General features: G+C 44.2%; 23 protein-coding genes. 17 read left to right on the top strand and 6 right to left on the bottom strand.

The annotated features are described in order from the left end of the window. Positions 1-105: 105 nt before the first annotated feature. Positions 106-1158 (top strand): PTS sugar transporter subunit IIC, encoded by a 1053-nt coding sequence (locus tag AC2204_RS11135; RefSeq protein WP_318925565.1) that lies wholly within the window; start codon positions 106-108, stop codon positions 1156-1158. 77 nt (positions 1159-1235) lie between these two features. Here AC2204_RS11135 and AC2204_RS11130 read toward each other — a convergent pair whose 3' ends face one another. Further along, on the bottom strand, positions 1236-1883 hold the full coding sequence (locus tag AC2204_RS11130) for a LysE family translocator (RefSeq protein ID WP_318925564.1): 648 nt from the start codon (positions 1881-1883) through the stop codon (positions 1236-1238). Between the two features lie 103 nt (positions 1884-1986). Then, a complete protein-coding gene (locus AC2204_RS11125; protein WP_318925563.1) occupies positions 1987-2475 on the bottom strand; it encodes a hypothetical protein in 489 nt (162 codons plus the stop codon). Positions 2476-2787: 312 nt separating this feature from the next. On the opposite strand from AC2204_RS11125, the gene AC2204_RS11120 reads away from it, so the two are divergent. Both AC2204_RS11120 and AC2204_RS11115 read left to right on the top strand, forming a co-directional pair. Then, positions 2788-3474 carry a chromosome segregation ATPase gene (locus tag AC2204_RS11120; protein ID WP_318925562.1) on the top strand — a complete coding sequence of 229 codons (687 nt, stop codon included), beginning with the start codon at positions 2788-2790 and terminating at the stop codon, positions 3472-3474. A 76-nt stretch (positions 3475-3550) separates the two neighbouring features. Continuing rightward, positions 3551-3868, top strand: coding sequence for a cupin domain-containing protein (locus AC2204_RS11115; RefSeq protein ID WP_318925561.1), 318 nt, complete (start codon positions 3551-3553; stop codon positions 3866-3868). Positions 3869-3940: 72 nt separating this feature from the next. Here AC2204_RS11115 and AC2204_RS11110 read toward each other — a convergent pair whose 3' ends face one another. Next, complete coding sequence (locus AC2204_RS11110) at positions 3941-5440, bottom strand: FAD-dependent oxidoreductase (RefSeq protein WP_318925560.1); 1500 nt, start codon at positions 5438-5440, stop codon at positions 3941-3943. Positions 5441-5706: 266 nt separating this feature from the next. On the opposite strand from AC2204_RS11110, the gene AC2204_RS11105 reads away from it, so the two are divergent. The 3 genes from AC2204_RS11105 to AC2204_RS11095 all read left to right on the top strand — a co-directional run bounded on the left by AC2204_RS11105 (position 5707) and on the right by AC2204_RS11095 (position 8453). Then, the gene (locus AC2204_RS11105) at positions 5707-6711 is read left to right on the top strand and encodes a response regulator (protein ID WP_318925559.1); all 1005 of its coding nucleotides are present in this window, start codon (positions 5707-5709) and stop codon (positions 6709-6711) included. Positions 6712-6714: 3 nt separating this feature from the next. After that, a complete protein-coding gene (locus AC2204_RS11100; protein WP_318925558.1) occupies positions 6715-7155 on the top strand; it encodes a PAS domain-containing protein in 441 nt (146 codons plus the stop codon). Positions 7156-7454: 299 nt separating this feature from the next. After that, positions 7455-8453 (top strand): OmpA family protein, encoded by a 999-nt coding sequence (locus AC2204_RS11095; protein ID WP_318925557.1) that lies wholly within the window; start codon positions 7455-7457, stop codon positions 8451-8453. A gap of 61 nt (positions 8454-8514) precedes the next feature. Here the strand turns inward: AC2204_RS11095 and AC2204_RS11090 are convergent, their stop codons facing one another. Beyond that, on the bottom strand, positions 8515-9303 hold the full coding sequence (locus tag AC2204_RS11090; protein ID WP_318925556.1) for a M48 family metallopeptidase: 789 nt from the start codon (positions 9301-9303) through the stop codon (positions 8515-8517). 494 nt (positions 9304-9797) lie between these two features. Here AC2204_RS11090 and AC2204_RS11085 point away from each other — a divergent pair, with 494 nt between their 5' ends. The 6 genes from AC2204_RS11085 to AC2204_RS11060 all read left to right on the top strand — a co-directional run bounded on the left by AC2204_RS11085 (position 9798) and on the right by AC2204_RS11060 (position 14647). Next, a complete protein-coding gene (locus AC2204_RS11085) occupies positions 9798-10232 on the top strand; it encodes a hotdog fold thioesterase (RefSeq protein WP_318925555.1) in 435 nt (144 codons plus the stop codon). Between the two features lie 2 nt (positions 10233-10234). Then, complete coding sequence (locus AC2204_RS11080; protein ID WP_318925554.1) at positions 10235-10471, top strand: DUF3389 domain-containing protein; 237 nt, start codon at positions 10235-10237, stop codon at positions 10469-10471. A gap of 454 nt (positions 10472-10925) precedes the next feature. After that, positions 10926-11819: a phosphotransferase gene (locus AC2204_RS11075; RefSeq protein ID WP_318925553.1), complete on the top strand. Its 894-nt coding sequence runs from the start codon at positions 10926-10928 to the stop codon at positions 11817-11819. 80 nt (positions 11820-11899) lie between these two features. Then, positions 11900-12523 carry a putative ATP-dependent zinc protease gene (locus AC2204_RS11070; protein WP_318925552.1) on the top strand — a complete coding sequence of 208 codons (624 nt, stop codon included), beginning with the start codon at positions 11900-11902 and terminating at the stop codon, positions 12521-12523. Positions 12524-12773: 250 nt separating this feature from the next. Continuing rightward, positions 12774-13193 carry an archease gene (locus tag AC2204_RS11065; protein WP_318925551.1) on the top strand — a complete coding sequence of 140 codons (420 nt, stop codon included), beginning with the start codon at positions 12774-12776 and terminating at the stop codon, positions 13191-13193. Between the two features lie 23 nt (positions 13194-13216). Next, on the top strand, positions 13217-14647 hold the full coding sequence (locus AC2204_RS11060; protein WP_318925550.1) for an RtcB family protein: 1431 nt from the start codon (positions 13217-13219) through the stop codon (positions 14645-14647). 82 nt (positions 14648-14729) lie between these two features. Here AC2204_RS11060 and AC2204_RS11055 read toward each other — a convergent pair whose 3' ends face one another. Beyond that, entirely contained in the window at positions 14730-15554 is an 825-nt protein-coding gene (locus tag AC2204_RS11055) for a DUF2797 domain-containing protein (protein ID WP_318925549.1), read from the bottom strand. A 159-nt stretch (positions 15555-15713) separates the two neighbouring features. Here AC2204_RS11055 and AC2204_RS11050 point away from each other — a divergent pair, with 159 nt between their 5' ends. Further along, positions 15714-16016, top strand: a complete 303-nt coding sequence (locus AC2204_RS11050; RefSeq protein ID WP_318925548.1) for a hypothetical protein — start codon at positions 15714-15716, stop codon at positions 16014-16016. 70 nt (positions 16017-16086) lie between these two features. Here the strand turns inward: AC2204_RS11050 and AC2204_RS11045 are convergent, their stop codons facing one another. Continuing rightward, the gene (locus AC2204_RS11045; RefSeq protein WP_318925547.1) at positions 16087-16539 is read right to left on the bottom strand and encodes a DUF3069 domain-containing protein; all 453 of its coding nucleotides are present in this window, start codon (positions 16537-16539) and stop codon (positions 16087-16089) included. Between the two features lie 228 nt (positions 16540-16767). On the opposite strand from AC2204_RS11045, the gene AC2204_RS11040 reads away from it, so the two are divergent. From AC2204_RS11040 to rlmF, 4 genes are all read left to right on the top strand, one after another. Continuing rightward, positions 16768-17715 (top strand): GGDEF domain-containing response regulator, encoded by a 948-nt coding sequence (locus AC2204_RS11040; protein ID WP_318925546.1) that lies wholly within the window; start codon positions 16768-16770, stop codon positions 17713-17715. A gap of 194 nt (positions 17716-17909) precedes the next feature. Beyond that, positions 17910-19361 (top strand): NfeD family protein, encoded by a 1452-nt coding sequence (locus AC2204_RS11035; protein WP_318925545.1) that lies wholly within the window; start codon positions 17910-17912, stop codon positions 19359-19361. Positions 19362-19365: 4 nt separating this feature from the next. Further along, on the top strand, positions 19366-20148 hold the full coding sequence (locus tag AC2204_RS11030; RefSeq protein WP_318925544.1) for a slipin family protein: 783 nt from the start codon (positions 19366-19368) through the stop codon (positions 20146-20148). Between the two features lie 208 nt (positions 20149-20356). Beyond that, a complete protein-coding gene (rlmF, locus tag AC2204_RS11025; RefSeq protein WP_318925543.1) occupies positions 20357-21379 on the top strand; it encodes a 23S rRNA (adenine(1618)-N(6))-methyltransferase RlmF in 1023 nt (340 codons plus the stop codon). Positions 21380-21400 lie beyond the last annotated feature (21 nt).

The following is a 21400-nucleotide window of genomic DNA, read 5'->3' as shown; positions in this document are numbered from 1 at the left end:
CTAGAATCTGCAGCCTGTTTGTAACCATAAACAAACAGAGACATTATCAGAGATGAAATGCAGCAGCTATCTGCAGTATTGAATGCAGTATAACAGGTTGGAATGATGCAACTCACACACGACAGATTTTTCACTTTCTTAGACCGAAAAGGTATCGATTTTTCGGCTAAAACCTACTTTGTGCATGCTATGAGCTTTATGGCATTAGGGTTATTCTCTTCACTACTTATCGGCTCTATCTTAAATACGCTGGGGTTAAAGCTGGGGATCCCGCTGTTTTCAGATACGCTATGGCCTATCGCGAAACAAATGACGGGGCCGGCTATTGGTGTCGCTATTGCTTATGCGTTAAAGGCACCGCCACTGGTATTATTTTCTGCGACGACTGCCGGTGCGGCAGGGGCTGCGATGGGGGGGCCGGTTGGCGCATTTATTGCCACAATTGCCGCGACAGAATGTGGCAAATTGGTCGCCAATGAAACCAAAGTGGATATTCTGGTTACGCCCGCAGTTACAGTGATTGTCGGGGTCGCGGTAGGAAGCCTAGTCGGGCCACAGGTTGGTGCCTTAATGACGGCACTCGGTAATGTCATTATGTACGCAACTCAGCTACAACCTTTTATTATGGGAATGCTGGTTGCCGTTCTGATGGGAATGGCATTAACCCTGCCTATCAGCAGTGCGGCGATTGCCATTATGCTAAGTCTGAATGGGTTGGCGGCAGGTGCTGCCACTGTGGGTTGTTGTGCTCAGATGGTGGGTTTTGCGGTAATGAGTTTCCGTGAAAACCGTTGGGCAGGTGTGTTTGCCCAGGGGCTGGGCACGTCAATGCTGCAAATGCCAAATATCATTAAGAATCATAAGATTTGGTTTCCCCCTATTATTACATCGGCAATTTTAGGCCCGGTTGCGACGCTTGTTTTTTCTCTGGAAAATACACCACTTGGAGCGGGAATGGGAACATCAGGACTGGTAGGACAAATTCAGGCTTTCATTGCAATGGAAGCGGCGGGTAAAACGGGCAGTGAAATCTATCTGGTGATTTTCCTGATGCACATAGTCTTACCCGCTTTATTGACTTTCGGCATAGCGGAAATAATGCGTAAAGCGGGTTGGATCAAACCCGGCGATCTGACGCTGAACCTATCGTCCCGCTAGATCATTCGGCAAAAGGGCAGATAAAAAAAGAACACGGAAGTGTTCTTTTTTATTGAAGAACGTTGTCGAAATCCCAATTAAAGGCGGATGTTTTTGCTCAGCAGCAATTGCAAGCCGAGCGCGACCATGACAAAGCCCGTTAACGACTGCAGCCATTGATTGGTTTTCGGTTTAGCTAGCCAGTTTTTGGCTCTTTCAATTAACAGCGATAAAGAAGACTGCCACACCATTGCCAGTAAGAAATGAATTCCAGCCAGAATGAACGCCTGCGATATTGCGGATCCTTCGGGATTAATAAACTGGGGTAAAAACGCCAGGTAAAAGATAGCCGTTTTCGGATTCAAGACATTGGATAAAAAGCCTTCCGAGAACGAACGGCGCAGGTTGAACTGATTCGATGCGATCTGCGCGTTCTCAATGATCCCCAGCGCTCCTGAGCGAAAGCCACTTTTCAGGCTGCAAAAACCTAAGTAAATCAGGTAAGCGGCTCCTGCAAACTTAATGGTCTGAAACAGCCATGCTGACTGAACGAGAATAAAAGAAATTCCCACTGCTGACAGGGTTGCGTGTACAAACAAACCGCTGCAAATACCAAAACTACTGGTCACGCCATCTTTCCAGCCGCCACGGCTGGTATTTCTGATCACCAACACGGTGTCTAAGCCGGGAGTAATCGTCAGCACCGTAATCGCAATGACAAAAGTCATCCATTCAGAGACCGGCATAATATCTTTCCTTATCTGCCAAAAAATCCATAAGACGGTTTACATTATCAGCTCAGTTATTGATTGTCTTGGTGTTTATCGCACTTGGTATTGTTTGCCGTGGCTATAACGGCTGATTTACGCAATTATAGAATGCTTCTGCCTGATTACGGTCGGCAATAAATGCAAGAGGGTATTTAATGCCCTCAACTTTCAATAATGTTTTAAACCCGCCGAGCCTGAAATGTTCTGAAAAATGCTGGGTTGCCGATGCCGTTGTATCGATGGTTATTGAATAGATCCTGATATCCGGTTTTAGCTCTTTATACAGTTCATGAGAGACCGGAAATTGTGCATTATTGTAAGTTTTATCAGGGGTGAACGAGAGCTGCTCCAGCATACCTGAAGAAGGGACCGGGATAGGAATGCGGTGGTAAATCTGTACTTTTAATTCTGCTTTCGGACTCGAGGACAAAACCAACACTATATCCTTTTGGTGTCTTTCTTCGTTGATTGTAAGATGGCAGTTGTGATCGATTTGTTGATGGCTGGAATTCTCAAGTAAGGGAATTGAGAATGCAGATACAGTCAGAAATAACAGCTCGGTGATCATGCTGATACCTATATGTTCGTTGTTGCTTGATGTATTTAAAGAATGTAGTTGCTTACTGGTGAAACAAATGTCTTAGACATTGGATAAATGATTATTAAGACATACAACGTTTTTACAACGGTAGGTTCAAACAGAAATAATCAAATGATGAGCAGAATAAGCTTGGTTTACCGTGTTTTATTTCAATATTGATATAAACCTGACACAGAAGAGCTATCTTGCTGATATTCTTCACATAACAACCTTATGGCCATTTCAGCGAGTGTTGTTATGTTTCAGGGGCTGGTCATAACTTATCAATAAGGTGTAGGCATGTTAAAAAAAGCGAAATCAATGAACATGACATCGTCATGGAAAGCGTCGTTGTTTGTCGGTTTAGTGCTGGGCTTGGTGCTTGCGTCGGCTTTCTGGAACCGTGATCAGGGGCTGAGCCAAGAAGATCATGATCTGTTAACACAAGAAAATGTGCAGTTAATTGAAGATAAAAATGCGTTACAGAGCCGCTACGAAGAGTTAGAAACTCAGAAAGCGTCAGAACTCGAGCAACTGGCTGTACAGTTAGAACAGAAAACGGCGGAGTTTGACCAGCAGAAAGCTGACTACGAAGCTCAAATTGCTAAGCTGAAACGGAAACAGAAGCAACTTTCAGTGACGACGAAAGAGTTAGATACCAAAGTGGTTGAATTGAAAACCACCACCGAAAAACAGAAGGCGGTATTAACTAACTCTAAAGAATTGTACCAACAACAGCTGGAGCTGCAAAAGCAAATAGTTAACGCTGAAAGCGGCGTTAAGAAAGCGAAATCCGTAGCCAAGGAATTTAAGAAGGTATGTGATGAATTCAAATCCGGAAAAAGCTGGAATTGGGTTTCACAGGCCGATTGCGATAAATATGAAGCCAAACTTGATCTTGTTGAAAGTAAAGAAGCTGAGCTCAGTACGCTGAATAAAGAGCTGGATGCACTGAATCGTAAAATTGAGATTGATCTGCCTGAGTAGGTTGTAGTTAACAGGCAGATAATTAGGCGAGCTCAGACTCGCCTTTTTTGTAAGCTGACAGAGGTGAAAGATAATCATGGGCAATTTATTCGGTCAAATTCCGGCTTCGTTACCGGAAGAGATATGTCAGGATCTGGTCAAAACAGATTCAATCAGAATTGAGAGGATCATTTCCAAAGGGCATACCACACCGTGTGGCGATTGGTATGATCAAGCAGAGAATGAATGGGTGCTGGTGGTGCAAGGCGCTGCCGAATTATTGTTTGAAGAAAACAGGAGAGTCGTTCACCTCAACGAAGGTGATTATATTAATATCCCTGCCAATCAGCGGCATCAGGTTACCTGGACGTCACCGGAAAAAGAAACCATTTGGTTAGCGGTATTCTATTCATAACTTCCGATACAACATCAACGCTGACTCGTCCCGTATGCTGCGCGCTTTTTCTCTGTCGAATTCCAGTCTTAATCAGCTTTCAATATGGGTTGGACGTGCGAGAGCTGCCGGATAGGCACGTATTTGGGCTAACTGTTCAGCCTTTGAAATAATCTCATCAAGGCCGAGAGAGTGAGTAACCGAAAAGCGCTCTTCTAAAGAGGTGTCCCAATCAAGCTTTGCAGAGCTGATAAGTTCTTCATCGTAAAGCTGTTTTACAATGGAATCTGCAACTGACAGAGCGGATGATGCTTTTACAATTTCAGATCGTGCATAACGTTCACCGGCAAAAGAGATATCGGCAGCGCGCAAAGACGGATCAATCCCTGGTATTTGCTGGGCACCGAAAAGCGGATATCCGCCGACCTTTGCTTCAGCAAAGCTCGGAACAAATTGTGCCATATGCTCGATGGCCCGCTGAGTGCGAGACTCAACGTCATCTGTTTTCCACCCGGTAGTGAGTTTACGGATAAAACTGTTTTCCAGCTGTGGCTGAGCACTTCTGGTGGTTGAACTCACCAAACCTTGTTTAAAGAGGGTAATGTCTTCCGTCATACCGTGGAGCTGGAAAAAACCATCAGGGTAGGGGGTTAATTGCGCCATACCATTGGGGGTACCTCGCTCACCATGAAAGATAACTTCTGGCCAGACGCCTTCACACGCAGGCCAGTGTGTGACATAAGCGGCTTTGAATTCAACCATACGGTGACGTTTGAAGGTAGCTAAGTCATCAAGCGTGCCGGTTCTGTAACCACAGGCGTTAACCAGATAGTCGACGCTTGTCTCCTTAGTGACATGATCATTGATTGAGTCATCATAGCTTTGATGAGAAACAACCCAGCCTTTTTTTGAACTACTTGCCTGAATATTCGTAACTTTCGTACCGGTCTTCACCGTGCAAGAAGGGAGTTGCTGTAACGCTAAAGAGGCGGTAGCGGCAATCCTGAAAACACTGAGTCCGTATTCCTGCACGATGACTACAGGGTATTTGAATTCATCCAGATTCAGGTTTTTCGCAACAGGGATCATCCAGTCATCGAGAGATTGCGGATTGGCGGGGGCGGTCCGAGTTGCTAATTTAATCAACTCATCTTGCTGGTACAGCTTGAAGTAATCGTCTGGCTGCCCTAAAACGGCATTTCGCTTATCAACAGAAATTAATTCTTTATAGGCGTTTTGCAACAATTTCAGTCGAGCGATCAGCGCATTGGGATCGCCCGGATCGCGTTCAGGAACGGCGATGACAGTGGGACGAATATTTGCAGTATGCGGATAAACCCGAAGAGTTTCGATAGATTGATAAAGAAGAGTCAGACATTGTTGATCTGAAATCTCACGGTAGAGGTTACCGCCAGCGTGCAAATGACAAATCGGCGGGCCATTGACCAGGCTTGTTCCCTCTTCAAACAGGGTGACGTCGATACCAAGTTCTGCTAACCGCAGCGCGACCGTTGAACCGGCAACACCGCCGCCGACGATGCCGACATGAAGAGCCGAGATTTCGGGTGATGTATTGGAACCATTTACATTCATATTATGCTGGCAAGTATCTATATCAAATATCGGAAAATTAAAGTGTGCATTCTACGTTGCATGAGCGATGTTTTAAATAGTTTTGTGAAGTGGCATGGGCATAGTTCCTATTGGAATAAAAAAGAGAGGTTAATGTAAATAAATACGCTGGGAGCAAGACCGGCTTTAACTCAACTGATATTATCTCCTATTGGGCAAGGCAATTATTATGCAATCTAGCTAATATTTTTGGCGCTCCTGAATGAGTTGAAGCGTAAGGAGCAAGTATGACAATTCCAATTTTAATTTGTGATGATTCGGCATTGGCCCGAAAGCAGATGGCGAGATCTTTACCCGCATCACTCAACGCCGATGTCACATTTGCTGTTAATGGATTAGAAGCCCTTGAGCAGCTAAAACAACAGCCTTTTTCATTGCTGTTTCTTGATTTAACCATGCCAGAGATGGACGGTTATCAGACGTTGCAGGCGATTAAAGAGCATGGGCTGTCAATTCAGGTCATTGTTGTTTCTGGCGATATTCAGCCCCAGGCGCAAGCACGAGTAAAAGATCTTGGTGCGGTGGCATTTCTACAAAAACCGGTAGACAAAAACTACCTTAAAACGTTACTTAAGGATTTATTGCCATCCCCTGAGCTGTCGCTCGATGCGGTTATCCAGCGAGTGACAACCCCGGCACTCCGCCGTCGTGATGTCTATTTGGAAGTTGCCAACGTTGCTATTGGCCGAGCAGCGGATTCACTGGCTCGTCATTTTAATGTTTTTGTAAATTTGCCATTGCCTAATGTCAATGTGTTTGAAGTGAGCGAGCTTCATATGACGATGCGCGATCTGGCGAGCAATAGTACGATGTCGGGGATCTGTCAGGGATTCAGTGGTGAAGGGATCGCCGGTGAAGCTCTGGTGTTGCTCAGTGATTCCAGTGTTAATGATTTAACGTCATTGATGAAGTATCCGGTCGAAAGTGAGTGTGACGTAGAATTAGAATTACTGATGGATGTGAGCAATATTCTGGTGGGCTCTTTTCTCAAAGGATTAGGTGAGCAGGTGGAAGTGAAGTTTTTCCAAAGTCATCCGGTGTTATTAGGCAAGCATCTTTCTATCGAGTCCCTGATTGAGCATACATCCGGAAACTGGCGCAGAACCATGACATTTGAAGTCAGTTACGGCATTGAAGGAACACAGATCAAGTGTGATTTGCTCCTGATGTTTGTTGATGAATCGTTGCCGCTGCTAGATAGCAAATTGTCTTACTTAATGGATGAGGACTAAACCATGGTTGCTTTACCTGCTGAATTTGAGCAATTTCACTGGATGATCGACATGGTTCAGCATGTGGATGTGGGACTGGTTGTGTTAGACCGAGATTTTAACATCCATGTCTGGAATGGTTTTATGACCCACCATAGTGGCAAGCAAGCGCATGAAGTGATGGGCAAGACCGTCTTTGAAGTCTTTCCTGAAATCCCCCAAGAGTGGTTTAAGGCCAAAACACGACCGGTGTTTGAACTGGGATGCAGAAGTTTTTTGATCTGGCGCCAGCGTCCTTACTTATTTAAATGCCGTAATGTCCGTCCAATTACCCAGCCGGCTCCTTTCATGTACCAGAATGTGACTCTGAATCCGATGACATCACCCAAAGGACAGGTAGATTATCTGTTTATGGCGGTTGAAGACGCGACAGCGGAGGCGTTAGCAGAAGGTCATTTGCCTTAGGCTCTGGTATTCGCTTAAGGCAACAGCCAGACATAAAAAGCCCATCATGAATGGGCTTTTTTGCATTTATGCTCTTGCTCTGTTGTTTTCAGGGGACGCTCTCGATTGAAAAGATAACGATGAATACAATCGAACGATATTCAATATTGGTTTGTCAAATGTTTTGTTTTATTTTGTCAAGAGCTTGATGCAGGTATTAAAAATAAAAAAAGAATCTTGTAAAAATCGAAGATGACTTCTAAACAATTAGTGGTAAGGATAAAAAATAGCAGTGGCAAATAATAAAAAAGGATAAATCTATGTCTAAAGTACATTACATACTTCCACTTGCATTACTTATTTCAGGTGTTGCTCACGCCGTAACGGATAACCCCTGGTATGTAGGTGCACGTATTGGTGGCACACATTACAATAATTTTGATGACGCCTTGAAAGGTACATCAAGTGATTTCGATCAGGATGATTGGGGCGGAGGTGCCTTCCTAGGATATAACATCACGCCGTGGTTTGCTCTTGAAGGTGGTTACACCTATTTAGGACAAGCGGACTACAAGCCAGCAGGTGGTGATTTTGACGTGCAGGGCATTGATCTGTTAGGTAAGTTTACCTGGGCTTTGACTGATTCGTATGATCTGTACGCCAAAGCGGGGGGGTACGTTTATAACGCAGATAACAGTATTGAGGTGATCAACGCTGATGAAGATGGCATGGCCGCAACAGTGGGTGTGGGGGTGGAGTATTTTTACAGTGATACCCTGTCTACTCGTTTAGAATATCAATATTATAATCAGGTTGGCGACAGCAAGCCTGGCACCGCTGATATTCATTTCTATGGCCTGAGCTTTGTTTATCACTGGGGTGCACCGGCACCTGTAGTTATTATTGAGCCGGAGCCAGAACCTGTACCAGAGCCCGCACCAGTACCAGCGATGGTGAAAGTCGATCCCATAACGGTGGCTCTGCCATTTGGTTTTGACAGCAATGCTTTGTTACAGGAAGATATCGACAAATTAGAGCCAATTGCACAACGCTTGGTTAATTTCCCTGAAACAGAACTTTTTGTTATCGGCCATACGGATAGCCGTGGTTCACAAGAGTACAATCAGAAATTATCTGAAGAGCGTGCAGACGTTGTCGCCGGTTATCTTGCATCTCATTTCGGTATCGATAAGAGCCGGGTTAAAGTCGAAGGCAAAGGGGAAACGCAGCCTGTCGCGAATAACGATACTGAAGCCGGTCGTGCACAAAATCGTCGGGTAGAAGTGTTTACACCAGGATTTGAAGTACAGGGTGAATAATCTTCTTTAGTGATTAACACCATCAATAAAAAGCGCCCGCGGGCGCTTTTTTATTAACAGGCTATAAATGACAGTTTTGTCGAGGTGGGTTATAGGCCGTCAAACGGCTAATTTCTTTTTTCAAATCATCAATACGTGTTGAATGCGAAGGGTGAGTGGACAGTAGTTCAGGGGGTTGTCCGTTCGATGCCTTAGCCATATTTTTCCATAGTTCGACACTCTGGTTTGGATCGAATCCGGCCTCAGCCATCAAGCGTAAACCAATGATGTCAGATTCTGACTCTTGCGCTCGTCCGTAGGGCATTAAGACGCCGTACTGAACACCTAAACCGAGACCGGCCATTGCGACATCATGATATTCAGTACCGCGGATCGCCATGCTCGAAACCTGCAAACCTATGTCAGCTATCTGGCTGCGAGATAATCGCTCATTACTGTGCTGCGCGATAACATGGCCGATTTCATGACCGATAACAGTGGCGAGCTGATCCTGGTTTTTAGCGACCTTAAGCAGACCGGTATAGACACCGATTTTGCCACCGGGCAAGGCAAATGCGTTGACTTGATCACTGTCAAATACCACTACTTCCCATTGACCGAAACCAGATTGGGGATCTAGACGAGCGGTTATTGCGCTGGTAATACATTGCACATACTGGTTTGTTTTGACGTCGGTATTAATCTTTTCTTGTTTTTTTAGTTCTTCAAAAGATTGCGCGCCTAACTGTGACATATCGTTGGTCGAAAATAGCAGTACTTGCTGCCGGCCAGTCGGAGAACTCGAGCATGCCGAAATTGAGAGGACGGCCGCCATCAGTCCTGTTAATAGTAAAAGGCGAGTAGGTTTCATAAGAATGACTCCTTCCATTCCATTCCTGATAATACTGATGGCCATTATGACCTGCGAGTAGAGCAATATGCTAGTGTAAAATTCTGTCTTTAGGCATTGTTGATGCAGGAGACCCGAATAAGCGCAAGATACGAGGGTGCTGTTCATTGAGGGCTCAGCGATTGGAAGGCTAGATGAAAAAGTGATTGCGATGTTATGCTATACCCAAATCACCTCAAGATGCAGAGTTCAGCGAGAATTCATTGGCTTTTAGTCAAGGCAGCCATTTGAGTGAATAGTAGTTCTATTTTTAGGATGGCTAACACCGAATAAAAGCCAATGAAACTCGCCCTTTGGGAGCTCCTCTGGAAAATCACTTCTTCACAAAATGTGTTTGAAATGGCTTGCTATTCCTACACACATTTCATTTGAATTGAGTATCCAGAGGAAGCTCTGAATCTCGTATCTTGAGGTGGTTTGGGTATATACCCGTTAACAGAGGATTAGGTGAAACTATGTCAATTTGGAAGAAACCGTTCACACTCGATAGTTTAAATTTAACGTCTAAAAATACTCTGGTAGAGCATTTAGGTATTGAGTATTGTGCATTTGATGATGAGAGCTTAACGGCAACGATGCCTGTTGAGGCCCGTACTCACCAGCCTTTAGGCATGCTTCACGGTGGTGCCTCGGTAGTATTAGCCGAAACACTGGGTTCACTCGCCGGTAATCTGTGTGTTGATGAAAACAAGTATTGTGTTGGTCTGGACATTAATGCCAACCATATACGACCAATGCGCAGCGGCATCGTGAAAGGTCGAACAATCCCGATCCATTTAGGAGCGACTACACAAGTCTGGCAGATTGAAATAACAGATGAACGCGATCGATTAGTCTGTACCAGCCGCCTCACAATGGCAGTAATGAAACATAAAAAGATAGATGCATAGTTATGGTGATCACATTTTCAGAAGGCAGAATTATTGCCAATCAACATGAATTGGTTGTTCGTTTAGACGGGGTTTCACGAGTGACTTTGCAAGCCCATGTCGATGAAGTTACGTTGATTGGTGGTGCTAATGTTGTGACTGCAACGGGCAGTGGTATTAATTGGTCCATTCGTTTAGATAATGAAGCGCAACTGGCCGAGCTGTCGCAAGAGATTGGAATTGCTATCAAGATCTCATAGTCACTGGGGAATAGAAAAACAAGGTGCAGTTAGAGCGCCTTGTGTTTTTGCTTAATTCTGCAACTGTCGTCCAGCGTTATTGTTTTTTTCATTATTACCCTGTCAGTGACACGTTGACTTATTAGAATACAACTATTCCCTGCGGGCAATATCCCTCTTTTTTATCACTGAAAGGCATGCAAGGAAGGCATCGAATATTAAATTAACTTCATGTGATTCACATGGAAATAACCGTTTAGATGGTGTCTTCAGATATCTGAGTAATTATTGTGAGAGCGCAGGCCCACAATTCACCTTTTTGACCCAAATTACTGGCTTTGATCTGCATTCTGTTGCATTCTTTGATTTAGAGGGAGCAGCAAAAATATTGATATTTTAGATGCGAATTCTCATATGGAATATATGTTATTTGCACGCGGTATTTATTATCAGTATTAAATGAAAAAGGATTTTTATGAATAAACCTCAGCTCAAGTTCATCGCTGAAAAGGCTTATAAAGCGATGTTTAGTCAGCAACCTGAACTGTGTAATATTCAAGAAACATTTTATGGCTGGGTTGTTTTTATTTTTTCTCCAAAAGGTAAAGTTGTTGTTAAGTTTTCCCGGGAATGCGGAAGAATAATTAAAGAAATTGAAGGATTAAAACGATTAAAAAAAAACTTAGACTGTCCGGTACCTGAAGTCTACTTATTTGGTCGAGAAGAAGGCCATGATTACTTGATGATGGAGTGGATTGAAGGAGTATCAGCCTATGAACTTCCAAACGATCCCAAAGCACTGGAGATATTCAGAGAGGACTACACCGACATCTTAGTTGCTTTACACGATTGTCAGAATAAAAAAGGATTTGAAATTGGCCGTGACCATTTCGACCCATGTTTAATTAAAGCCTTTGATGCGTGGATGTATCCCGTTCTGCGTTATGTCTTGAGTTGCGAGTCGCCATTTTCAAGTCAGTTGAAATCGGCTTACACCGAGTTATGGGAGAAAAGAGTAGAAATTTTATCGCCTATCAATACATCATCTTCATTAGTACACGATGATTGCCATATTGCCAATGTCTTGTTTGATCCAAAAACATTTAAAGTCGCGGCAATATTAGATCCTTGTGATGTTGGCTATAAGCACAGAGAGTTTGATATTTTCCATTTGTTCGATGTCAGGGAAGATCTTAAGTTATATGAACGCTATCAAGAAAAAGCCCCACTCACCGAAGGTTTTGAAACTAGGCGCTTGTTCCTCAGTTTTTGGGATGATGCTAAGCACAGCCGTAATATGGACTGGTATGATGAATCTTGGCTAGTGAATAAACTTGATCTGTTTAACATTGCATATAAGCAAGGATAATTCTTTCTGGCTAATGATTTCACAACATATTATTGTTAAAACATTAGACGCTAAATGCAGATGCCTAAAGGTAAGTCAGAATGAAAAGAAATGCTGCTGTTTTTTGTGCATTACTGCTATTTGGTTGTGCACAGCAACAAGGCCCTCAAGAACCGGAAGCAAAACCCGACGTTGGTCAGGAAGTTGAAATCAAGCCTGTCGAGCCGACAGTTCCGGAGACGACCGTACCGGAAGTCGAGACTGAATCGAAACCGGAAGCAAAGCCGAAAGTAGAACCGGAACCTGAGATTACACCAAAGCCCCTCCTACCGGTTGTGAGTAAGACGAGTGATGGTAAATTGATCCTCGGTACCGAAGAGTGGGTCTGGTTAGATCCGGTTAAAAAGCATGTCAAAGTGAAAATTGATCCTGGCAGTAAGCTGTCGACAATCGGCGTTTCAGATCTTCAGGAGTTTGAACGTGATGGAAACGATTGGGTTAAGTTTATAGCAAGTGGTAAATCGCTCGAGATGCCTGTTGAATATTGGATTAAAAATAACGGTAGTGAGCGTGAAGCTGTCATAAAACTTCGTATTAAACTGGTTGAGCTAAACGAGCTAACGGAATTTGTGCTGAAAAAAGGTACGGGTATTGTGCTTGGTGAAAATTTTATCCGTGACGTAGCCGTATTTGATGGTGAACGTAAATATGTACAGCCGAAGTGAACGAATAACCTCTTATTTAAGTTAGAGTAAACAAGACGGTATATAAAAACGGGGGAAGACCTCTGGCACGAGAGTACTCAATGCTCTGTGTATAGAAAACAATACTGATTGTTCAATCTCGAATGGCTGAATGCGTCGAGTTCGTTTCGAAAACCGATTTTTTGCCGTTTTAATTAGTAAATCAGTGCTTGGTTCTTAAGATCCTGTCTATGATGTCATTATAAAGGTAATTAAAATACCGGGCACGTTTATGGCTGCGGCACGTTGGGAACATTTCGAACACGAAGCTGATATTGGTGTGCGCGGTACAGGCAACACACTAGCCAGTGCATTCGAGCAAGCGGCGCTGGCCATGAGTGCTATTATCACTGATTTATCACTGATCAGACCCATAGATGAAGTGACTATTACTTGTGATGATGCGGATCAGGAATTATTACTTGCCGACTGGTTAAATGCCCTGATCTTCACAATGTCCACACACAAAATGTTATTTAGCCAGTTTGACGTTTACATACATCACGGACATCTCGAAGCCACTGCGCGGGGCGAGCCGATAAATGTAAAACGGCATCAACCAGCGGTTGAGATTAAAGGCGCAACTTATACCGAGCTGGCTGTACACCAGTCACAAGATCTATGGATAGCGCAATGTGTTATTGATGTTTAAACAAAACCACCAGGGTGGCAGTGATGGACATAAACAAACTACATCGCATATCTGATTACCAGTGGCGCATTGACCCCGTTAATGGAATGCATGTGCCGGGAATCATCTTTGCCAGTAAAGATCTGATTCTGGACATGGATGAAAAAGTTTATGAGCAGATCACTAATGTCGCCAGATTACCCGGTATAGTCAATGCTTCCTATGCCATGCCCGATGCGCATTGGGGGTATGGTTTTCCAATCGGTGGTGTTGCCGCGTTTGATCCAGAGCAGGGCGGTGTTATTTCAGCTGGCGGTGTCGGCTTTGATATTTCCTGTGGTGTACGTACATTACACACTGGCTTAACCGTGCAACAAGTCATGTCGAAACAAAAAGAACTGGCTGATGTTCTATTCAAAACCATACCCGCCGGACTAGGCAGTACTGGCATTTTTCACCTTAATAAAAAAGAAATGAATGCCATGCTTAATGGCGGTGCGCGCTGGGCGGTAGAAAGAGGGCTTGGAGATCAGGCAGATCTGGAGCGCATAGAAGAATACGGTTGTATGCAGGGCGCAGATCCGGATCAAATATCCCATCATGCCAAGGAGCGACAAAAAAATGAAATGGGTACATTAGGTTCGGGCAACCACTATCTGGAAGTTCAAAAAGTGGTTGAAATCTATGATGAGAGTATTGCTAAAGCATTCGGTATTGAATTGAATGACATAAAAATAAGTATTCACTGCGGGTCTCGTGGCCTTGGCCATCAGATCGGTACGGAATTTCTTAAAAGTATGGTTGTTAGTGCTAAAGACTATGGCATTATTCTGCCCGATCGTGAGCTGGCCTGCGCCCCTATTAATTCAAAGGTCGGTCAACGTTATTTAGCTGCCATGCGAGGGGCGATTAACTGTGCTTTGGCCAACAGGGAAATAATCACCCATTTAACACGCCAGGCAGTAAAACAAATCTTTGCGGATATTCATCTTGATCTGCTCTACGATGTTTCGCATAACACCTGCAAACTGGAGCAGCATGAGGTTAATGGCGAAATAAAAAATCTTTTCGTGCATCGAAAGGGCGCAACTCGCGCTTTTGGTCCTGGCCATCCCGCTCTGCCTGCTACTCTCCGTGAAGTCGGCCAACCGGTGCTGATCGGCGGCACCATGGGGACGGCATCCTATATTCTGGCCGGTACCAAAAAAAGCATGCAATTAGCTTATGGCTCAGCCTGCCACGGAGCAGGACGAAGTATGAGTCGCCATCAAGCAACCAAACTGTGGCGCGGCAGCAATGTTATACAGCAACTTGCGGATCAGGGTGTTTTGATCCGCAGCCCATCTCGTCGTGGTGTGGCAGAAGAAGCGCCCAATGCCTACAAAGATGTCAACAATGTGGTGAAATCGGCGGATCAGGCGGGACTTTCACGAATGGTAGCAAAGCTCGAACCCTTGATTTGCATTAAAGGTTAAGGGAATGACACGGATGGTATTGGTGTATGGGGTAGGTTTGAAATGAGGCGGTAGATGTCACACCACCTCAATCTAACCTAGATTAGGCCTCAACGGTTATTTCATAGCTGGTGAACTTGCGAATATTAATCACACCGGTGTCGAAGAACAGGTACTGGCCCTTGATACCTAACAGCGTTCCTTCTACAACCGGCTCTTTATCAAAGTTATGAGAGCTGATTTTGGATGGATACTCGGTAACCGGATAGTTGATATCTACGATTTCCTCATCCAGTTTTTCAATGGCGCCTTCACCGTATAAGTCAACTAGCTCCTTGATGCGTGCGTCGATTTCAGGGATTAAACGTGAAGCCTCAGCCTTTAAATCGATAGGCTGATTGTCACCTTTCAGCATGGTACGCCAATTGGTTTTATCTGCGACCATTTCAGCTAATGCGATTTCGACTAAACCAGAGATTTGACGCGTTTTTACCTTCAATATAGGTAATGCCTGAGTTGCCCCCTGATCAATCCAACGTGTCGGAAGCTGAGTATGGCGGGTAATACCGACCTTTAAGCCTGATGTGTTTGACAGGTAGACATAATGTGGCACCATGCAGTTAGCAATACCCCATTCAGGTTCACGACAAGTTCCTTTCGCATAATGACAGGTTTCTGGCTTCATGATGCACATGTCACAGCGCGCTAGTTTCTTCATACATGGAAAGCAATGGCCTTGAGAATAGCTCTTCTTGGTTTTCTTACCACACGCATCGCAAAAAATGCTGCCGGTATGGGTCAGCGTCAGTTTTTTTCCGATCAGCGGATTCAGCGGCAAAAGGTGATCACCAACGGGTAATTGGTATTCAACTACGTCGCCTAATGTTGACTTTAGTTTACTCAGTGTTCCTTGCATGACTTTACTCATTTTCATTGCTTTTATAATGGGGCTATTTTAACAGTTACCGGTTCGTAAAATGGAGAAAATTTATATCTGTTTTTTACGTCAATGCCGGCTTCCCAAAAATGATACAATAACAGCAATACTAATCACGTAAAATCAAACGAATAGAGTGAGAGTTCGAATATGTTTGGATTAAGAACATCGGGCCGTGATGGCGCCTCTTCTGGTATTTTTCTCATCGGTTTTGGTCTGTTGTATTTGACAGGCTGGTGGTGGCCGGGCTTATTGATACTGCTTGCTGTGACCGGTTTGGCTGACATAATAATGAGTGGTAATTGGAAAGATGCAGCTAAAACCGCAGTGGTCTTTGTTATTGCCGGCGCTGCGTTGTGGGCACTGGTTTGGACCGGGATGATGTGGAGTATTCTGATCCCCGGCACTTTAATTGTTGCGGGTATCTTTCTGGTTTATCGCGGGCTGAAATAAATCGATTTACGAGGCGATTGCGATCATTGAGATAATAAAGGGAAGCATCGGCTTCCCTTTATAAACAGGATTATTTTTTGAATATTTCCAGAAATTCGCGTTTCATCGGAGGATTACGGCGCGCTTGCTTCAGTTGCTTACACAAATCTTTTACGCAATTGTTCAGTACTTTATCAAGAAGAACGGCTTTATACTGCTCCTGTTCATCTGCACTCATGTGGTCCGGAAGTTCTGTTTCTTGAAGCTCACCAAGAAAATCAACACCTGAATAGCTTTGGCTAAGTGCAACAAGGGCGTGAAACTGTTCGAAGTTATCTAAAACGTTTTGCGCGCTTGCTGGCATGGCATCCCATGCTTCACGAGAAGAGGTTTCGGAAACTTTATAAACACTAATCAGCATGTCCAAAAGCTCTTCTGGAACTTCTTCAAAAGCAACAACCTGACGAAGTTCTGGTGAGCATTCTTCAAGCGAAAGTTTCATATCTTCTATGAGTTGCTCGTCTATTTTTTCGTTCTCAGACATAGCCATTTCCTACAGCATTAATGATTAAGGATGGGAATCCTATAGTTCTAAAGACAAATGTCAACATATCATGTCTAAGGTCTGGTGAAATCTGAATATTACCGATCTGTAATCGGGGTCACACTGGCCTGCCTGTGATGTCGAATAATTATATCACCTGTCTTTAAGCAATATGTATGCTATATATTATAAATAACACAAGTGTATCTATATCAATAGGATGCTTTCATGGAAGCGATGCGTATCTTACTTGTTGATGACGTTCATTTAGAGCGTATGCAGCTTGCTATGAGATTACAAAGGTTAGGGCATATCGTTGAGGCCGTTGGCTCAGGGCGTGAAGCGATTGAAAAGTATCCATTGTTTGATCCTGATCTTTTGCTCCTCGATATCAGCATGCCAGTTATGAGTGGTACTGAAGTTGCTGAACAAATACGGATTAAGCACCCTGAATGGATTCCGATTATTTTTCTTAGTGGCCATGATGAACCTGAAATGATTGCAAAGGCGATAGATATTGGGGGCGATGACTATTTGGTTAAACCCGTCAATAAGATAGTGCTTGCTTCTAAGCTCAAAGCTATGCAACGTATTTCCAGTATGCGCCATCAGTTGAAAGAGGCAACGGTTAAGCTGGAACAAGCCAATGATCTCTTGTCACAGCTGGTTAATGAAGACGGTCTGACTAAGCTGGCCAATAGGCGCTATTTAGATGAAAAACTTGCTGAATATATTTCCTGGCATGGACGTAATAGCTTATCGATGACCATTATCATGATCGATGTCGATCACTTTAAGGCTTATAACGATCACTATGGTCATCTGGAAGGTGACCGGTGTTTACAGTTGGTATCAGCAGAATTAAAGGAAAACTACAGTCGTGCCGGAGAGTTGGCAGCCCGTTATGGCGGTGAAGAATTTGTTATTCTGATCAGTAACTGTGATAAAACCCGTGCCGTTAAAGAATGTCAAAGACTGAAAAGCTGCATTCAGCAGCTCGAAATTCCTCATTTATATTCGAACACCTCACACATTGTTACCATCAGCCAAGGCATGGTCACATGGATACCAACCGGGCTGGAAACGGCAGAAAACATGTACGAGATCGTTGATAAAGTTCTTTATAAAGCCAAAGAGCAGGGGAGGAATCGATTTGTCGTTGCCGAGTTTACCTGAGCCAGGCAAATGTTCACCTTTTTCATTAAGTTCGATTTGTCGCCATTCATAAGACGATTATCTTTAACGGCCGCTAAAAATATCATTATTATTCAATGGTGAGCTATGCTTATAGCAATTAGTGTTAACAAACTGAAATCAATAATCAGTTGATTAATACGCTGTACTCATAAATTTGAGGTGGGGAAAGCAGTATGAAACTTTTTTCTCTCTGTGTCGCTATAGTTACCTTATTAATGACAGCTCCAGTTTTTGCTGACGATGTTTGGATCATCGATATTAAAGGTGGCATCGGGCCTGCCACCAGCGATTTTGTTACTCGTGAGATAGAACAGGCCCAGACTGACAAAGCATCATTCATCATTCTTAAAGTGGATACTCCTGGCGGTCTTGATACGTCTATGCGCGAAATAATTCGTGGTATCACGACTTCTTCGATCCCTGTTGCGACATGGGTTGGACCCGCCGGCGCCCGTGCCGCGAGTGCCGGAACCTATATTCTGCTGGCGAGCCACATAGCCTCGATGGCACCGGGCACCAATTTAGGCGCAGCCACTCCGGTGTCATTAACGTCTCCTGGTGGAAATAAAGATCCCGACGAATCTGATAATCCATTCCTACCAAAAGAAAGTAAGGATAAAAAGAAAGACCAAGAAAAAGAAGAGCCCGCCGCTTCAGGTGACGAAAGCAAAACGTCACAGCAACCTGATTCCGGCGATGAACGTGTCAAAGCAAACACGGCTATGGAAAAAAAGGTCATAAATGATGCCGCGGCTTATATTCAAAGCCTGGCTAAATTACATGGACGAAACGATGTCTGGGCTGCTAAAGCGGTCAGAGAGGCGGCCAGCTTAGATTCTGAGAGTGCATTAAGGGAAAATGTGATTGATTTTCTTGCGGCAAATATAGAACAGCTAATCGCGAAATCAAATGGGCGAACGGTGAGCGTTAATGGTCTGGATAAGAAAATTGAGCTATCCAATGTCGTTTATGTTGAACGTGAACAAGATTGGCGGTTCAAGCTGCTGTCAGTGATCACCAATCCGAATGTGGCTTATATTCTGATGCTTATTGGCATATATGGGCTATTGCTAGAGTTCTATAATCCAGGTATTGGATTGCCGGGCGTATTAGGCGGTATTTGTCTGTTATTGGCCATGTATTCTCTACAGATGCTACCCGTCAGCTATGCCGGTTTAGGATTGTTGCTGCTTGGCATTGCGTTGATGATTGCAGAAGCGTTCAGCCCCAGCTTTGGTATTCTCGGGCTTGGGGGGGTAGTCGCCTTTGTTCTAGGATCCATTATGCTGATGGATACTGAAACTCCCGGCTATCAGATTGCATTGCCACTCATTGTTGGTCTGACCGTTGTATCGGCGATGTTTACCTTCGTGATCCTTACTCTCTTACTTAAAACCAGGCGAAAACCGGTTACCACAGGAACGCAAGTGATGCTGGGCCATAGTGCCCAGGTACTGAGTGGTTTTCCTGGTGAAGGGAGGGTGTTGGTTGAAGGGGAAGTTTGGCAGGCGCGGTGTTCAAGTTCATTGCAAGCCGGACAGCAGGTTATTGTTAAGAATATATCTGGCTTGTGGCTAGATGTAGAAAGTAACAGTAGCAATGTAGAAAATAATAAGAAGGAATAGCGGTATGATTACGTATTCTCTTACGACGATTGTGGTGCTGGTGGTTGTGCTAATCATGAGCATGTTTAAAGTTTTGCGTGAGTATGAACGTGCAGTGGTATTTTTTCTCGGACGCTTCTATCAGATCAAAGGTCCTGGTTTGATTATCATTGTACCGATCATTCAACAAATGGTGCGGGTTGATTTACGTACCATTGTTTTGGATGTGCCGACTCAGGATTTGATCACCCGTGACAACGTATCGGTACGTGTCAATGCCGTGGTGTATTACCGTGTGGTCGACCCGAAAATGGCAATTAATAATGTAGAAAACTACAATGAAGCGACCAGTCAGTTATCACAAACTACGCTGCGTTCTGTATTGGGCCAGCATGAGCTTGATGAGTTGCTAGCAGAGCGGGAAACACTGAATAAAGACTTACAATCAATATTGGATCAACGCACTGACAATTGGGGAATTAAAATCGCCAATGTTGAAATCAAGCATGTAGATCTTGATGAAAGTATGGTTCGGGCACTGGCCAAGCAGGCAGAAGCTGAGCGTTCTCGTCGAGCGAAGGTCATTCACGCGATGGGTGAGCTCGAGGCATCGGCTAAATTAGGTGAAGCGGCGGCAGTGCTGAATAAAGCGCCGAATGCGGTTCAATTGAGGTATATGCAAACCTTAAATGAAATATCGAATGACAGAACGACTACCATTGTTTTCCCTATGCCGATAGATCTTGTTGATAAAGCGACTCAACTATTTGAAAAAGCTTCTGGCCGAGCATCAGAGAAAAAGGAATAACCATACCAAATCGATCATTTACTTGAGCACCACCGCCATATTGGCGGCGGTGCTTTTTGCTATTAATAGAGCCGTTACCTGTTAGATTGGATGATTTCTCGGTAATTAATCCGTTGTCAGGATAATTGTCCAGATAGGTATCTAAAGGTACAATGCGCTCCCATTAACGGGGTATAGGTATCCTGGCAAGCTTGATTGGTAATGTAGAATGACTCAACAGAAAAAGATACAAACGCAGAAGAAGGGGTTACACCCGCGTAATCCGCATCGTCAGCGCTACGATTTTGGTGTATTAATTGCGTCCTGTTCAGAACTTGCCCCATTTGTAGCGGAGAACCCGTTTGGTGACTTGTCGATTGATTTTGCCAATCCCGATGCAGTGAAAATGCTTAATAAATCCTTATTGCGTCATTTCTACCAAGTTGATAACTGGGACATTCCTTCTGGTTACTTATGCCCGCCGATCCCCGGCCGGGCAGATTATATTCACCATATTGCCGATTTACTGGCTGATTCTAATGGCGGAGAGATCCCGAGAGGGAAAGGGATCTCCGGGCTGGATATTGGTATCGGCGCAAACTGTGTGTACCCGATCATCGGACACCGTGTGTATGGCTGGCGATTTGTCGGTGCCGATATAGATCCAATATCGATTAAGTCAGCAAAATTTATGGTTGAGTCGAACCGCAGTCTGGCAGGTAACATAAAATGCCGGCTACAGAAGTCTCCGGATAACATTTTCACAGGTATGATCAATACCGATGATATATTTGATTTTACTCTGTGTAATCCCCCCTTCCATGGCTCTTTAGAAGAAGCAATGGCCGGTTCGGAGCGCAAGCAACGTAACCTAAGTGCCAATGCCAATAAGAAAAGCGGCAAAAAAGGAGTAAACCCCATCGCATCAGTACGCCCTGACAAAGGCAAACCAGTACTGAACTTTGGCGGGCAGAAAGCCGAATTGTGGTGTCCGGGAGGCGAAATTGCGTTTGTTAAGCGGATGATTAAGCAGAGTGGCGAAATGCCAGAGAGCTGTTTCTGGTATACAACCTTAGTCTCTAAGAAAGATAATTTACCTGCTATTTATAAGGCACTGAAATATGCCAATGCTGTTGATGTGCGTACGATTGATATGGCGCAGGGACAGAAAACCAGCAGAATGATTGCCTGGACTTTTCTGACCAGAGAACAGCAAGTAGAGTGGCGTGAACATCGTTGGAACAAACGATAATAACAGCGGCCAATTTATAAC

This window comes from Photobacterium sp., assembly GCF_057456235.1.
The sequence above is the reverse complement of the archived record's forward strand: the minus strand, read 5'-3'. Positions and strand labels throughout refer to the sequence as shown.

What these genes read in the sequence shown, in the direction of transcription:
- AC2204_RS11100 (WP_318925558.1), top strand. Translation starts at nt 6,715, where the DNA reads ATGGTTGCTTTACCTGCTGAATTTGAGCAATTTCACTGGATGATCGAC.
- AC2204_RS11135 (WP_318925565.1), top strand. Translation starts at nt 106, where the DNA reads ATGCAACTCACACACGACAGATTTTTCACTTTCTTAGACCGAAAAGGT.
- AC2204_RS11055 (WP_318925549.1), bottom strand. Translation starts at nt 15,554, where the DNA reads ATGAGTAAAGTCATGCAAGGAACACTGAGTAAACTAAAGTCAACATTA.
- AC2204_RS11120 (WP_318925562.1), top strand. Translation starts at nt 2,788, where the DNA reads ATGTTAAAAAAAGCGAAATCAATGAACATGACATCGTCATGGAAAGCG.
- AC2204_RS11115 (WP_318925561.1), top strand. Translation starts at nt 3,551, where the DNA reads ATGGGCAATTTATTCGGTCAAATTCCGGCTTCGTTACCGGAAGAGATA.
- AC2204_RS11060 (WP_318925550.1), top strand. Translation starts at nt 13,217, where the DNA reads ATGGACATAAACAAACTACATCGCATATCTGATTACCAGTGGCGCATT.
- AC2204_RS11105 (WP_318925559.1), top strand. Translation starts at nt 5,707, where the DNA reads ATGACAATTCCAATTTTAATTTGTGATGATTCGGCATTGGCCCGAAAG.
- AC2204_RS11080 (WP_318925554.1), top strand. Translation starts at nt 10,235, where the DNA reads ATGGTGATCACATTTTCAGAAGGCAGAATTATTGCCAATCAACATGAA.
- AC2204_RS11095 (WP_318925557.1), top strand. Translation starts at nt 7,455, where the DNA reads ATGTCTAAAGTACATTACATACTTCCACTTGCATTACTTATTTCAGGT.
- AC2204_RS11030 (WP_318925544.1), top strand. Translation starts at nt 19,366, where the DNA reads ATGATTACGTATTCTCTTACGACGATTGTGGTGCTGGTGGTTGTGCTA.
- AC2204_RS11045 (WP_318925547.1), bottom strand. Translation starts at nt 16,539, where the DNA reads ATGTCTGAGAACGAAAAAATAGACGAGCAACTCATAGAAGATATGAAA.
- AC2204_RS11050 (WP_318925548.1), top strand. Translation starts at nt 15,714, where the DNA reads ATGTTTGGATTAAGAACATCGGGCCGTGATGGCGCCTCTTCTGGTATT.
- rlmF (WP_318925543.1), top strand. Translation starts at nt 20,357, where the DNA reads ATGACTCAACAGAAAAAGATACAAACGCAGAAGAAGGGGTTACACCCG.
- AC2204_RS11090 (WP_318925556.1), bottom strand. Translation starts at nt 9,303, where the DNA reads ATGAAACCTACTCGCCTTTTACTATTAACAGGACTGATGGCGGCCGTC.
- AC2204_RS11065 (WP_318925551.1), top strand. Translation starts at nt 12,774, where the DNA reads ATGGCTGCGGCACGTTGGGAACATTTCGAACACGAAGCTGATATTGGT.
- AC2204_RS11035 (WP_318925545.1), top strand. Translation starts at nt 17,910, where the DNA reads ATGAAACTTTTTTCTCTCTGTGTCGCTATAGTTACCTTATTAATGACA.
- AC2204_RS11110 (WP_318925560.1), bottom strand. Translation starts at nt 5,440, where the DNA reads ATGAATGTAAATGGTTCCAATACATCACCCGAAATCTCGGCTCTTCAT.
- AC2204_RS11130 (WP_318925564.1), bottom strand. Translation starts at nt 1,883, where the DNA reads ATGCCGGTCTCTGAATGGATGACTTTTGTCATTGCGATTACGGTGCTG.
- AC2204_RS11070 (WP_318925552.1), top strand. Translation starts at nt 11,900, where the DNA reads ATGAAAAGAAATGCTGCTGTTTTTTGTGCATTACTGCTATTTGGTTGT.
- AC2204_RS11075 (WP_318925553.1), top strand. Translation starts at nt 10,926, where the DNA reads ATGAATAAACCTCAGCTCAAGTTCATCGCTGAAAAGGCTTATAAAGCG.
- AC2204_RS11085 (WP_318925555.1), top strand. Translation starts at nt 9,798, where the DNA reads ATGTCAATTTGGAAGAAACCGTTCACACTCGATAGTTTAAATTTAACG.
- AC2204_RS11040 (WP_318925546.1), top strand. Translation starts at nt 16,768, where the DNA reads ATGGAAGCGATGCGTATCTTACTTGTTGATGACGTTCATTTAGAGCGT.
- AC2204_RS11125 (WP_318925563.1), bottom strand. Translation starts at nt 2,475, where the DNA reads ATGATCACCGAGCTGTTATTTCTGACTGTATCTGCATTCTCAATTCCC.